16 protein-coding genes are annotated in these 13,177 nt (G+C 38.8%); 6 read left to right on the top strand and 10 right to left on the bottom strand.

Annotated elements, in window-relative coordinates; all coding sequences use genetic code 11:
- Positions 1 to 18 precede the first annotated feature (18 nt).
- From G631_RS0104075 to G631_RS21610, 6 genes are all read right to left on the bottom strand, one after another.
- The gene (locus G631_RS0104075; protein ID WP_026488363.1) at positions 19 to 1,251 is read right to left on the bottom strand and encodes a nucleotide sugar dehydrogenase; all 1,233 of its coding nucleotides are present in this window, start codon (positions 1,249 to 1,251) and stop codon (positions 19 to 21) included.
- Between the two features lie 236 nt (positions 1,252 to 1,487).
- Positions 1,488 to 2,297: a hypothetical protein gene (locus G631_RS0104070; protein WP_026488362.1), complete on the bottom strand. Its 810-nt coding sequence runs from the start codon at positions 2,295 to 2,297 to the stop codon at positions 1,488 to 1,490.
- A 4-nt stretch (positions 2,298 to 2,301) separates the two neighbouring features.
- Positions 2,302 to 2,847: a helix-turn-helix domain-containing protein gene (locus G631_RS0104065; protein ID WP_026488361.1), complete on the bottom strand. Its 546-nt coding sequence runs from the start codon at positions 2,845 to 2,847 to the stop codon at positions 2,302 to 2,304.
- A gap of 138 nt (positions 2,848 to 2,985) precedes the next feature.
- On the bottom strand, positions 2,986 to 3,333 hold the full coding sequence (locus G631_RS0104060) for a type II toxin-antitoxin system HicB family antitoxin (RefSeq protein WP_026488360.1): 348 nt from the start codon (positions 3,331 to 3,333) through the stop codon (positions 2,986 to 2,988).
- Entirely contained in the window at positions 3,333 to 3,590 is a 258-nt protein-coding gene (locus G631_RS0104055) for a type II toxin-antitoxin system HicA family toxin (protein WP_026488359.1), read from the bottom strand. Before G631_RS0104055 ends, G631_RS0104060 begins: the two co-directional genes overlap by 1 nt.
- A complete protein-coding gene (locus G631_RS21610; protein WP_442855799.1) occupies positions 3,583 to 3,768 on the bottom strand; it encodes a hypothetical protein in 186 nt (61 codons plus the stop codon). The genes G631_RS0104055 and G631_RS21610 overlap by 8 nt, the downstream gene beginning before the upstream one ends.
- A gap of 64 nt (positions 3,769 to 3,832) precedes the next feature.
- Here G631_RS21610 and G631_RS20595 point away from each other — a divergent pair, with 64 nt between their 5' ends.
- The 4 genes from G631_RS20595 to G631_RS0104035 all read left to right on the top strand — a co-directional run bounded on the left by G631_RS20595 (position 3,833) and on the right by G631_RS0104035 (position 6,257).
- Entirely contained in the window at positions 3,833 to 4,387 is a 555-nt protein-coding gene (locus G631_RS20595) for a hypothetical protein (protein WP_196803811.1), read from the top strand.
- 60 nt (positions 4,388 to 4,447) lie between these two features.
- Complete coding sequence (locus tag G631_RS0104045; RefSeq protein ID WP_026488357.1) at positions 4,448 to 4,714, top strand: hypothetical protein; 267 nt, start codon at positions 4,448 to 4,450, stop codon at positions 4,712 to 4,714.
- Between the two features lie 259 nt (positions 4,715 to 4,973).
- Positions 4,974 to 5,993, top strand: a complete 1,020-nt coding sequence (locus G631_RS17935; RefSeq protein ID WP_051196807.1) for a hypothetical protein — start codon at positions 4,974 to 4,976, stop codon at positions 5,991 to 5,993.
- A gap of 60 nt (positions 5,994 to 6,053) precedes the next feature.
- Positions 6,054 to 6,257: a hypothetical protein gene (locus G631_RS0104035; RefSeq protein ID WP_026488356.1), complete on the top strand. Its 204-nt coding sequence runs from the start codon at positions 6,054 to 6,056 to the stop codon at positions 6,255 to 6,257.
- A 46-nt stretch (positions 6,258 to 6,303) separates the two neighbouring features.
- Here G631_RS0104035 and G631_RS0104030 read toward each other — a convergent pair whose 3' ends face one another.
- Positions 6,304 to 7,536 (bottom strand): nucleotide sugar dehydrogenase, encoded by a 1,233-nt coding sequence (locus G631_RS0104030; protein ID WP_026488355.1) that lies wholly within the window; start codon positions 7,534 to 7,536, stop codon positions 6,304 to 6,306.
- Between the two features lie 90 nt (positions 7,537 to 7,626).
- Between G631_RS0104030 and G631_RS17930 the strand changes: the two genes are divergently transcribed.
- Positions 7,627 to 8,109: a hypothetical protein gene (locus G631_RS17930; RefSeq protein ID WP_026488354.1), complete on the top strand. Its 483-nt coding sequence runs from the start codon at positions 7,627 to 7,629 to the stop codon at positions 8,107 to 8,109.
- 66 nt (positions 8,110 to 8,175) lie between these two features.
- Here G631_RS17930 and G631_RS0104020 read toward each other — a convergent pair whose 3' ends face one another.
- Entirely contained in the window at positions 8,176 to 8,895 is a 720-nt protein-coding gene (locus G631_RS0104020; protein ID WP_026488353.1) for a nucleotidyltransferase family protein, read from the bottom strand.
- Positions 8,892 to 10,064: a galactokinase gene (locus G631_RS0104015; RefSeq protein WP_026488352.1), complete on the bottom strand. Its 1,173-nt coding sequence runs from the start codon at positions 10,062 to 10,064 to the stop codon at positions 8,892 to 8,894. The genes G631_RS0104020 and G631_RS0104015 overlap by 4 nt, the downstream gene beginning before the upstream one ends.
- A gap of 284 nt (positions 10,065 to 10,348) precedes the next feature.
- Between G631_RS0104015 and G631_RS20590 the strand changes: the two genes are divergently transcribed.
- Entirely contained in the window at positions 10,349 to 11,233 is an 885-nt protein-coding gene (locus tag G631_RS20590) for a hypothetical protein (RefSeq protein WP_242829058.1), read from the top strand.
- Positions 11,234 to 11,287: 54 nt separating this feature from the next.
- On the opposite strand, the gene glmS is transcribed toward G631_RS20590, so the two are convergent.
- Entirely contained in the window at positions 11,288 to 13,156 is a 1,869-nt protein-coding gene (gene glmS, locus G631_RS0104005; RefSeq protein WP_026488351.1) for a glutamine--fructose-6-phosphate transaminase (isomerizing), read from the bottom strand.
- Positions 13,157 to 13,177: the final 21 nt, after the last annotated feature.

Below are 13,177 nucleotides of genomic sequence, written 5' to 3'. Positions count from 1 at the left end.
TCATCTCAAATCATATTATCAATCTCTCTTAAAGATATCTCTTGTATAAACCTTATCCTGTACATCATCAAGCACAGAATCATATCTGTTAGCAATGATGCTATCTGACCCGCTCTTGAACTTCTCAATATCATTAACAACAAGTGATCCAAAGAAGGTTGTTCCATCAGGAAGTGTTGGCTCATAGATAATTACAGTTGCGCCCTTGGCCTTAAGCCTCTTCATAACGCCCTGAATACTACTCTGTCTGAAGTTATCAGAATTGGACTTCATAGTAAGCCTGTAAACACCTACTGTGATTGGTCTCTCCTTCTCTGCATTCCACATTGAAGACTCTGTGTAATAACCAGCCTTTTCAAGAACCATATTTGCAATGTGATCCTTACGAGTGCGGTTACTCTCAACAATAGCCCTGATCAGGTCCTCAGGCACATCCTGGAAGTTTGCAAGAAGCTGCTTGGTATCCTTAGGAAGACAATATCCACCATAGCCAAATGAAGGATTGTTGTAGTGAGTTCCAATTCTAGGATCAAGGCAAACACCCTCAATGATCTTCTGTGTATCAAGACCTTTAAGCTCTGCATATGTATCAAGCTCGTTGAAATAACTAACTCTAAGGGCAAGATATGTATTGGCAAAAAGCTTAACAGCCTCAGCCTCTGTAAATCCCATGAATAATGTATCGATGTTCTCTTTCTCAGCGCCCTCTACCAGGAGATTAGCAAAAACTTTTGCCTTCTCGCGGCTTGCGTCATCGCATCCAACGATAATTCTGCTAGGATAAAGATTGTCATAAAGAGCCTTGGACTCACGCAGAAACTCTGGTGAAAAGAGAATTCTATCTGTCTTAAACTGCTCTCTCACCTTCTTGGTATAACCTACAGGAATTGTAGACTTGATGATCATTGTTGCAGTCTTGCTGGACTTAAGAACTAAATCTATTACCGCCTCAACCGCTGAACAGTCAAAAAAGTTCTTGGCAGGATCATAGTTTGTAGGCGCTGCGATAATAACATAATCAGCATCTGCATAAGCTGACGCGCCATCTGTTGTAGCCTTAAGATTCAGCTTCCTCTCCTCGTGCTCCTTCAAAAACTTCTCAATATACTCATCCTGAATAGGTGATATCCAGTTATTTAACTTCTCAACCTTCTCCTCAAGGATATCAACCGCTGTCACCTCATTGTGCTGTGACAAAAGAACTGCCAGTGACAATCCCACATATCCAGTTCCCGCTACTGCTATTTTCATAATATTATCCTCCATAACGCATACCTTCCGCGGACAAAGTAGGAATATGTCCGCAAGAATCCGGCATTGCCAAATACGCATATTATTATTCCACACAAAATCTTAAGAAATTTCGATGGTATTTCTTAAGAATTATATGATAACATATTTCTCGGTTCAAGTTTTCAGCCAATAAATCTTTTGGCACTTTAAGCGCTTTCAAGCAGGGATAATTTTAATTTATGTCGACAAAGAGACTACGATATAAAAAGATACTGATATTTCCTACGCATTTGCATTATTATATCTATGACTCTTTTCCTTATTCCTTCATCATATTGCTCAGCTCCCATTACTATTTCTGAAACTTGTGAGTAATTGAAATCAAATCTTATTTGCTGTCCGTATTTACTCTCAGCAATATTAAGCTGCTCTGCAAAATCATCACAAAACGTCTTGGGCTTAACCCTGTCTATTAGTTCAATAACATCCTGATTCAAAGGATATTCCATCATAGTATCAGACAACAATCCTGCTCCATTATCAAAAATTGGAGCCAGCTTATAATTTCCTTTCCCATCCATCAACACAGCAAGATTATGCGTATGACGATCTTCATTTAAAAAAAGAGCATCAACAGCCAATACCTTGCACATATAAATTCCAAAGTCAGCTATCCCGGTTGTCCTCTCTACTTCCGAAACAATTGCATCCAACCTTTGTTCATGATCATCTATAGAGTAAATAATATTATTAAGCCCTCTGCCAAACTGCTGCTTAAAAAGCCTTTCCAAAGTAATAAGCTGCCACCCATCAGTAAAATCGGCGCTTTTACAAGCATTGAATTTCTGACCATTATATACTATCTCATCTAGTTCATAATCAACGTACTCATTCCTGGCAAGGTCAGATAATCCAAGCAATTTGGAAACAGTATACTCAACAAGCCCTTCATATCCAAGATAATCTGCCTTATACCATATATTATCTCTGCTGAACTTGAGCTGATTCCCTTTTGATGATTGTCTGTCAGGCATATTCAATTCATTTTCAAATAGCTCTACCAATTTCTCACCTCTCAATTTCTATCCAGAAATTATCCTCAGCCATACGCCCCTTAGTCTTTTCGATAATCAATATAGGATCATAAAAGGGTATTCCAAGACGCTTTAACTCAAGTTTCATCTTATCCCTCTGCCTTGGAAAGCAGCGTGATTCTATAAACTCCTCGTAGTCTTCAAATGTAGGCTCTGTATTAACGCCAAAAGCCCTAAACATGGGCTTGTCTACATAGTTGTGTATTTCCACTTCTCTTTGGCTTTCATCAACGTCAATGACAGTGCAGATTGTATTCTCATATCTATATACTAAACGAAGCTTTAACTTGTTATCTGGTATTTCCAGTTTTCTGGCAAGTTCTGGCTTTCGCATAAGAATGTCTACAAGAGTAACTATCGGCCCAGTTATTGCCCCATCTTTTGTCTCCCAATTCTCCACAGTTCGAACCGCGCAATTTGCAAATGCAGCAAACTCGCGCTGCGTCATCCCAAGAAGATTTCTTACTCTCTTGATATCAGCCCCTGTTATTTCACTTGCTATAGCATATCTATTACCCATACAAATCACCTCACCATAATTTAACCACATATTTTGCGGTATTTCAATGACATTTTACCACAAAATATGTGGCTAGCTCAGTGTACAACAAATCCCTGCTCTTTTGAGCAGGGATTCTTTTTTCATCTCAAAGCCTAGTTATCCTTCCAGCATAGCCAGTTCATCATCAATAGCTCTAGACACAAACTGATTAATTGTTATGCCCTCATTTGCAGCATAGAGGGCTACTTTTTTATGCTGTTCAGGTTTAATCCTGACATTAAATGAACCTTTGAACTCTCTTTCTGGTTCTTTCCCAATCTGAACACAATAGTCAATATAATTTTTCACAGAATTATGGAACTCCACTGTCAGTTCCTGTACAGATTGACCATGAAAGTTTATTGAATCATTTAATCCAAGAACATGGCCAACAAATATCTGATCTTCCTGATCAAATTCGATCTTTGCGTGGTAACCTTCATATTCCATTAAAGAACTGATCATTATATCTCACCTACCTCTCCTAAAAACTTGATGATCATCTTGATCTGATAACGATATAACTCATTACCAGGATGTGGACCATCAAACTGCACTATACGCTTGGTTTCTTCATGATAGTAGCCAATGCCTAAGCCTCTTCCCCCTTCAAATTTCTTGCATCCACACTTTTTCATTAGCACATCAAGCTCGCGTGTTGTAAAATTCGTAGGAGATGGCTTACTAAGCAGTTTCCTGAGTAGTTCTTCCTTTTTAGGCATAATCAAATCCTTTGCAACTATTTTCTAGTTGCATTTTAGCATTATGTATCTCGCATGTCAATTTCTGAAAATGGCCTCGGCACCCCCTGCTTTTGTGCTTACTTCCTAGCCATCTACACAATGCAACCAATCCAATTCCTACAAGAAATCCAATAGCATCAAATATGATGTCTCTCACTTCAAACTCTCTGGTCGGAAGGAAGATTTTCAGCGTTTCATCCGCAAAAGATGATAATCCTTCTGTGGAGCTAGTAGTTACTGCGCTTAATGTTAACAACGGTCACAACGCCGGGCTCATGAAGGCTTGTAAAACTCTTAAGGGCTATTCCATTTTCGTCTCAAAAGTGCGAAAATATAAGCAGTTAGTGGAAGATGAGTACGACTTGTCACACTCTACTCCACTCAAACTTTTAGCAGACAAAAGAGATGTGATGAATAATCTCATTAAGCAAGCTGTTACGCTTGCCATTGATGAATGTATTCAGGAAAACGTCCTTAAATCTTTCTTTGAAGAGTCCAGAGAGGAGATCATAACTGTGGGTGTATTGGAATACTCTTATGAACGTCATATGCAGATAGTTCAGGATGAAAGCTATAATAATGGCTTTAATAATGGCTTTAATAACGGCGTGAATACTGGTCATAATAATGGAGTCAAGGATACAACCGAATTATTCTCCTGGCTAAAATCTAATGGCCGAGCATCAGATGTATTAACCGCAATCGATGATTCTGACTTTCTCTCACAGCTTTTTGCTGAATATGAAACCTGGAAGAAAGAGCATAATAAACAATGACTACTTGCAGGCAAAAGCGTAAATCGCACCTTCAAATCCAAAACCTGGGAGGAACTTTAAATGGTTGCACAGAATAATGAATGCATGTCTTCTGCTGTTGAATCACTATATCTCTCTAACACTGATGAGAACATCCGCAAAATTGCCAGAGAACGTGATGATTTTCTCCGCTATCAGGCTAAAAGAGAAGCCACGATAAAAGAGCTCACTGATGAAAATGCAACTCTTGCTGATGAAAATGCAGCCCTTGCAGATGAAAATGCAACCCTTACTGATGAAAACGCCCGCCTCCGTAAACTTCTAGAGGATAATGGTATTAAGCCATAAGGCCCTATATAGCAATCCCTGCTCTTTCGAGCAGGGATTTTTTTACATACCCTCTATTCACTAGCCCAAATCAACATTAAGAAAATCTTAAGAAATTTCGATGGTATATCTTAAGAATTTTGTGTTAGCATAGATTCCGGCTCAAGATTTCAGTCAGCATATCTGTTGACACTTAGGCCATCATATCTGGCGATTCGCCAGTACTTTCCTACAGCAGCTTGCAAGCATTGTAGAAAAAGACAGAAAGGAACTTAAATTATTGCAAATCGAAAATCAAAAGTATAAAGACACTGTCTTTAGAATGCTCTTCAACAATAAGCTCAACTTATTAGAACTATACAATGCCATAAACGGCACCAACTACACTAATCCAGATGATCTGACAATCACTACACTCAGCGGTGAGACCTTCCTAAAAGTCAAAAATGATCTGTCATTTATCATCAATCTTGAACTAAATATCTTTGAGCACCAGTCTACTCCATGTCCAAACATTCCTCTTAGAAATCTGTATTATCTGGCAGCTACGCTAAAAGAAAAGTTTCCAACGGAAAAAATCTACAGTCCTGCTATGATAAAAATTCCGGTGCCAAAATTTATAGTATTCTACAATGGCACATCACCAATGAACGACAAAGTAATCTATCGTCTGTCAGACATGTTTATCAAGAAAGATGATAATCCTTCTGTAGAACTAGTAGTTACAGTACTTAATGTTAACAACGGTCACAATACCGGGCTCATGGAGGCTTGTAAAACCTTAAAGGGCTATTCCATTTTTGTTTCAAAAGTGCGAAAATATAAGCAGTTAGTGGAAGATGAGTACGACTTGTCACACTCTACTCCACTTAAACTTTTAGCAGACAAAAGAGACGTAATGAACAATCTCATTAAGAAGGCAATTGCTCTAGCCATTGATGAGTGCATTCGGGAAAACGTCCTTAAATCTTTCTTTGAAGAGTACAGAGAGGAGATTATAACTGTGGGTGTATTAGAATACTCTTATGAACGTCATATGCAGGTGATTCAGGATGAAAGCTATAATAACGGCTTTAATAATGGCTTTAATAATGGCTTTGATAGTGGATTTAATAACGGCTTTGATAGCGGCGTGAATACTGGTCACAATAATGGCATCAAGGATACGACCGAGTTGTTCTCCTGGCTAAAAGCCAATGGCCGAGCCTCAGATGTATTAACCGCAATCGATGATTCCGACTACCTTGCACAACTTTTTGCTGAATATGAAACCTGGAAGAAAGAACATAACAAACAATGACTACTTGCAGACAAAAGCGTAAACCGCCTCTTCAAATCCAATACCTGGGAGGAACTAAAAATGGTTGCACAGAATAATGAATGTATGTCTTCTGCCGTTGAATCCCTATATCTCTCAAACTCTGACGAGAACATCCGTAAAGTTGCCAGAGAACGTGATGATTTTCTCCGCTATCAGGCCAAAAGAGAAGCAACGATAAAAGAGCTCACTGATGAAAATGCTCGTCTCCGCAAATTATTAGAGGATAACGGCATTAAGCCATAACTTGCTATATAACTAATCCCTGCTCATAAGAGCAGGGATTTCAATATTAATCTCTCTTAAAGATATCTCTTGTGTAGACCTTATCGGCTACATCATCAAGTACTGTATCGTATCTGTTTGCAATAATACTATCTGACCCGCTCTTAAACTTCTCAATGTCATTGACAACAAGTGATCCAAAGAAAGTTGTTCCATCAGGAAGTGTTGGCTCATAGATAATTACAGTAGCACCCTTAGCCTTAAGTCTCTTCATAACACCCTGAATACTACTCTGTCTGAAGTTATCAGAATTGGACTTCATAGTAAGTCTGTATACGCCTACTGTGATAGGTCTCTCCTTCTCTGCATTCCACATGGAAGATTCTGTGTAATAGCCTGCCTTTTCCAAAACTCTGTTAGCGATATGATCCTTACGAGTACGGTTACTCTCAACAATAGCCCTGATCAGGTCCTCAGGCACATCCTGGAAGTTTGCAAGAAGCTGCTTGGTATCCTTAGGAAGACAATATCCACCATAGCCAAATGAAGGATTGTTGTAATGAGTTCCAATTCTAGGATCAAGACAAACACCCTCAATGATCTTCTGTGTATCAAGACCCTTAAGCTCTGCATAGGTATCAAGTTCGTTGAAATAGCTGACTCTAAGGGCAAGATATGTATTGGCAAAAAGCTTAACAGCCTCAGCCTCTGTAAATCCCATGAATAGTGTATCGATGTTCTCTTTCTCAGCGCCCTCTACCAGTAGATTAGCAAAAACTTCTGCCTTCTCGCGGCTTGCATCATCACATCCAACAATAATCCTGCTAGGATAAAGATTGTCATAAAGAGCCTTGGACTCACGAAGGAACTCTGGTGAAAAGAGAATTCTATCTGTCTTAAACTGCTCTCTCACTTTTTTGGTATAGCCTACAGGAATTGTAGACTTGATGATCATTGTAGCAGTCTTGCTGGACTTAAGAACCAGGTCAATTACCGCCTCAACCGCTGAACAGTCAAAAAAGTTCTTGGCAGGATCATAGTTTGTAGGCGCTGCGATAATAACATAATCAGCATCTGCATAAGCTGACGCGCCATCTGTTGTAGCCTTTAGATTCAGCTTCCTCTCCTCGTGCTCCTTCAAAAACTTCTCAATATACTCATCCTGAATAGGTGATATCCAGTTATTTAACTTCTCAACCTTCTCCTCAAGGATATCAACCGCTGTCACCTCATTGTGCTGTGACAAAAGAACTGCCAGTGACAATCCCACATATCCAGTTCCCGCTACTGCTATTTTCATAATATTATCCTCCTTAGCGCATAGCTATTATGCGTATATTTTTAATCTATTTGATAACATTTTTATCGGTTCAATCTATCAGATTTGTACTTGAATAAATCTGAAAATCCAGACCTAGAACTCATCGTAAAGGTGTATAATATCAACAAAGGAATGAACACCGATCTGATGAAAAGCTGCAAGAAGCTTGAAGAATACTCACTTTTTGTTGCAAAAGTCCGCGAATTTGCTAACAGCATGCCTATGTACAAGGCTATTCCAAAAGCTATTGATTATTGCATTGAGCACGACATTCTGCGGGACTTCTTGATAAAGGAAAGGAAGACCATTATCATGTATAGTTTATTTGAATATGATCAAGCCGAACATATGAAAGATGTTGCAGAAGTAAGCAAACTTGAAGGCAAAAAGGAAGGCATAAAGGATACGACCGAGTTATTCTCTTGGCTAAAATCCAATGGCCGAACTTCAGATGTATTAACCGCAATCGATGATTCTGACTTTCTATCCCAGCTTTTTGCTGAATACGAAGCATGGAAACGTGCCAACAATACTTCTAGTACAAATGCCTAATACACTATATTCACAATTATTATCCCTGCTCTCTCGAGCAGGGACTTTTCATTTACTCTTACAAAATCATCTTTCAAAAATTCCTTTCACAGCTTCATAGCTCTTTATATCACCTATGTCGTACCTCTTTCCTGGCATAACATATGCATACATACTACATTTCTTACTAAGCCATGCAGCAAAGCTTCCAGGCGCATCATATCCACATCCAGCCTCTAACGCCTCATTTATTCTGGAAATATCCTCACTTCTATAAATATAAAATGGCGGAACAGCCAGGTTTCCTTTTGGCACTTGAGGCTTTTCCTCATACGAAGTAATCATTCCCTCATCAACCGAGATAACAGCCGTTTTTTGAAGTGCTTCCAGTCTATCCTCGCGGTGACACATCACACATGAAGTCTTCTTTTCCTTGGCAAATTCAATAAATCCCTTCAATGAAAAATCAAGCAAATTATCTCCAGCCATAACTAAATAATCGTCATGCAAAAGAGCTTTCTCCACCACCAACTGAATATCCTTAACAGCTCCTAGCCTCGTCTCATTAGTTGAAGTACCATCATCAATCACCTTGACTTTACCATCAAACTTCTCTGCCCAATCATTAAAAATATCAATGAACTTATGATTTGTTACCACGATAAATTCATCTATATAATCATCAACATCTTCAATTAAATGATCCAAAATTGGCTTTCCCCCAATTTCCAAAAGGGGCTTTGGAAAGTTTTCAGTTAATGGATATAATCTTGTAGCATACCCAGCTGCTAATATAATGCACTTCATAATTTCACTCCATCTGCAGTATCACAAATAAATGAACAATACTTGCCCTCAAGCCCTGAATATTCCTTCAAATATTGCTTAGCTACATTAAATTCTATTTCTTCGGCCTTCTGTGGATCAATCAGCGCCATACAACAGCCTTTAAAGCCTGCTCCGCTAAACCTTCCACCATATATACCATCAGTATTTCTCATAATGTTATAAAGAGAAATCAATTCCGCACAGCCGCACTCGTAATTAGTAATTGAGCTCTCACCACTGGCAAAAACAAGTCTGCCATACTCCTCCAAGTCACCATTTTGCCAGGCGCGTACGCCCGCCTCAGTTCTTTCAATCTCGGAAAAATAGTGTTCTGCCCTCTTTCTAAACGCTTCAGGCAATCTCTCTTTATATGTGTCAAAAACATCCCTTGGCACATCTCGTAGTCTTGCATCTGCAAACTTCCCATAAGGCATTCCTGCATACGCCAAAAGACTGTAAGCAGCAGCTTTACACTCATCCTGCCTTAAATTATATGCACTATTGGCTAAAGACCTCTCAAGGCCACTAAAAAAGATTGCAATCTTAAAAGGCTTGATCTCACTATTCTTAGGAATAAGCTCTGTGCTATCATCCAGGCAATCAAGATAAAGCAGTTCATTTTTGCGGCACAAAACCTCACAGGCCTGGTCAAGCTTACCACAATTAACACCAACATACTTATTCTCTGCAGCCTTAGCCATCAAAATCATTTCCCAAGGCTGCAAAGTAATACCATTAACTTTAGCCAGCGCTGACAAAAAAGAAATAATTACAGCAGCAGAAGAACTAAGCCCTCCAATAGGAAGCTCACCTTCAATAACTGCAGAAATCCCATATCTAAGAGGATATTTCTCTCCAAGTTCTCTTGTTGCTCCACGCAAATGATCCGCCCAGTCACCCTCTTTTTCCTCAGGAACTGACAAAACATGGAACTGCGCTCTCTTAGGAAAATTAACAGACTGAACCTCTACCACTCCATTCATCTTGGCAGAGTATGCAATATATACTCCCTTATCTATAGCAAATCCATTGATCTTACCATTCTGATGATCTATATGCGCTCCCAATGGAGATACCCTATATGGGCAAAACGAAATTCCCTCAGGTTCTTTGTGATATGAATTTGTGTATAATTCTACACATTTCATAGAAATATAATCCTCCCGTTTTTATAACTAAATTATGATATACATAAAATCTTAAGAAATTTCGATGGTATATCTTAATAATTTTGTGTTAGCATAGATTTTGGCTCAAGATTTCAGTCAACATATCTGTTGACACTCGGGCCATCATATCTGGCAATTCGCCAGTACTTTCCTACAGCAGCTTGCAAACATTGTAGAAAAAAATATAGAAAGGATCAAGCAATTTGATAATCAGTAAAAACAAAAACTTTTTTAGGGCACTTTGGCGGCCATGGATTAACAGGATGTACAAGGACACTATCTTCAGACTGCTCTTCAAAAATGACAAAAAAGCACTACTAGACTTGTACAATGCAATTAACCACTCTAATTATGATAATCCTGATGACCTTATCATCAACACTTTGGAAAATGCGATATTTATGGGTATAAAGAACGACCTGTCCTTCATCATAGATACACATCTGAATATCTACGAGCACCAGTCCACTAAGTGCCCCAATATGCCTCTACGGTGCCTATTTTATGTGAGTACTTTATACTCACAGCTCATTGAGCAAAGCTCACTATACAGAAGCACGAAAATGGACATCTACGAGCCGCATTTCATCATGTTTTACAATGGCAAAGAAGAAATGCCAGAGAAAATGACTTACAAGTTATCAGATTTGTACATGAATAAATCTGAAAATCCAGACCTAGAACTCATCGTAAAGGTGTATAATATCAACAAAGGAATGAACCCCGATCTGATGAATAGCTGCAAGAAGCTTGAAGAATACTCACTTTTTGTTGCAAAAGTCCGCGAATACGCAAACAGTATGCCTATGTACAAGGCTATTCCAAAGGCTATTGATTATTGCATTGAGCACAACATTCTGCGTGACTTCTTGATAAAGGAAAGGAAGACCATTATCATGTATAGTTTATTTGAATATGATCAAGCCGAACATATGAAGGATATTGCAGAAGTAAACAGACTTGAAGGCATAAAGGAAGGTAAAAAAGAAGGAATCAAGGATACAACTGAGTTATTCTCATGGCTAAAAGCCAATGGCCGAGCCTCAGATGTATTAACTGCAATCGATGATTCCAACTTCCTCTCACAGCTTTTTGCTGAATATGAAGCCTGGAAGCGTTCCAACGATACTTCTGGTACAAATTCCTAAAGTTGTTATACTTACAAATATTATCCCTGCTCTTTCGAGCAGGGACTTTTTCATTTATTCAACTGTTACACTCTTAGCTAGATTTCTTGGCTTATCAACATCAAGTCCTCTTGCTACAGAAACGTAATATCCAAGTAATTGAAGCGGAACAACAGCCAGCGCTCCAATAAAGTGTGCATCCATCTTAGGAACATAAGTTACAAAATCAGCAATATCCTCTACATCATATCTTCCATAAGGAGCTAGCGCCATCAGATACGCCCCACGAGACTTACACTCAACCATGTTAGAAATGGTTTTCTCATATAATTTATCCTGGCAAAGAACGCCTATAACAAGTGTTCCATTCTCAATAAGACTAATAGTGCCGTGCTTAAGTTCACCAGCAGCATAAGCCTCAGAATGAATGTATGAGATTTCCTTAAGTTTAAGACTGCCCTCAAGACCTATTGCATAATCAATTCCACGTCCAATAAAGAAAACATCTTTTGAATTAGCTATCTTTGCTGCAAACCACTGAATTCTCTCTTTGTCATCTAGTACTTTCTGGATACAATCAGGAATTCTTCCTATTTCTGATAAATAGTTGTCATAAGTATCTTTATCAATCTGTCCTCTTACAATAGCAAATTCTATAGCAAGAAGGAAAGAAACTACTAGCTGACAGCTATATGCCTTGGTTGTAGCCACTGATATCTCTGGCCCAGCCACTGTATAGATAACATAATCTGCTTCTCTGGCAATAGATGAACCAACCACATTTACGATAGCAAGTGTCTTATTTCCTCTGCTCTTTGCTTCTCGAAGAGCAGCAAGTGTATCGGCTGTTTCACCAGACTGAGAAATCACTATTACAAGATTATTCGCATCAAGAAGCGGATTTCTATATCTAAATTCAGAAGCAAGTTCTACTCTTACTGGAATCTTAGCAATATCTTCAATAACATACTGCGCAGCCATTCCCACATGCCATGCACTTCCACATGCCACAATTGTTATTCCGGTAAAAGAGCTGATTACCTCTTCCTCAATACCAATCTTAGTAAAATCAAGTCTTCCATTAGACACAAGTGAACCTATAGTATTACGAATTGCAGATGGCTGTTCATGAATTTCCTTCATCATGAAGTGCTCAAAACCGCCTCTTTCTGCAGATTCAGCAGAAAACTTAATCTCCACTAATTCCTTTTCTATAAGATCACCATTAAGGTCATAGAACTCAGCCTTACCAGGAAGGAGCCTTCCCATCTCATTGTTGCCTATATAATAAACGTTCTTAGTATGATTAAGAATAGCCGGAACATCTGATGCGACATATGTTTCTCCCTCAGTCACTCCAATGATCATTGGGCTATCTTTTCTAGCTACATAGATTTCATCTGGATAATCAGCAAACATAACTTCCAAAGCATATGAGCCGCGAACTCTTACCATAGTCTTAGCAAGAGCATCAATAGGGCCAACCTTATACTTCTTGTAGTAGTAATCAATAAGCTTAATAGCGACCTCAGTATCTGTATCACTGTAGAATTCATACCCATTCTTAATAAGCTTTTCTTTTAATTCCTGATAGTTCTCAATAATACCGTTATGTACACCAACAACCTCAGATAAAACTGTTCCTGAAGCAGATCCTGTACAATTGCCTGATACATGAGGATGCGCATTTATCTGTGAAGGTCCACCATGAGTTGCCCACCTTGTATGGCCTATACCACAGCATCCATGTACACTAGTACCATCATCAGTCTTCTCCTCGAGATTCTTGAGCCTTCCGACAGCCTTAACAACTTCTGCCTTATTGCTTCCATCTCGTACTGCTATACCAGCTGAATCATATCCTCTATATTCAAGTTTCTTAAGTCCATCGATCAATATTGGAGCAGCCTGTCTTTTTCCTATAAAACCTACTATTCCACACATAGTAATTGTTTCCTTTCCTAT

Source organism: Butyrivibrio sp. XBB1001 (assembly GCF_000424505.1).
In the GTDB taxonomy this organism is placed as follows: Bacteria; Bacillota; Clostridia; order Lachnospirales; family Lachnospiraceae; genus Butyrivibrio.
Note: the sequence above shows the minus strand (reverse complement) of the source record. Positions and strands in the feature narration are given on the sequence as shown.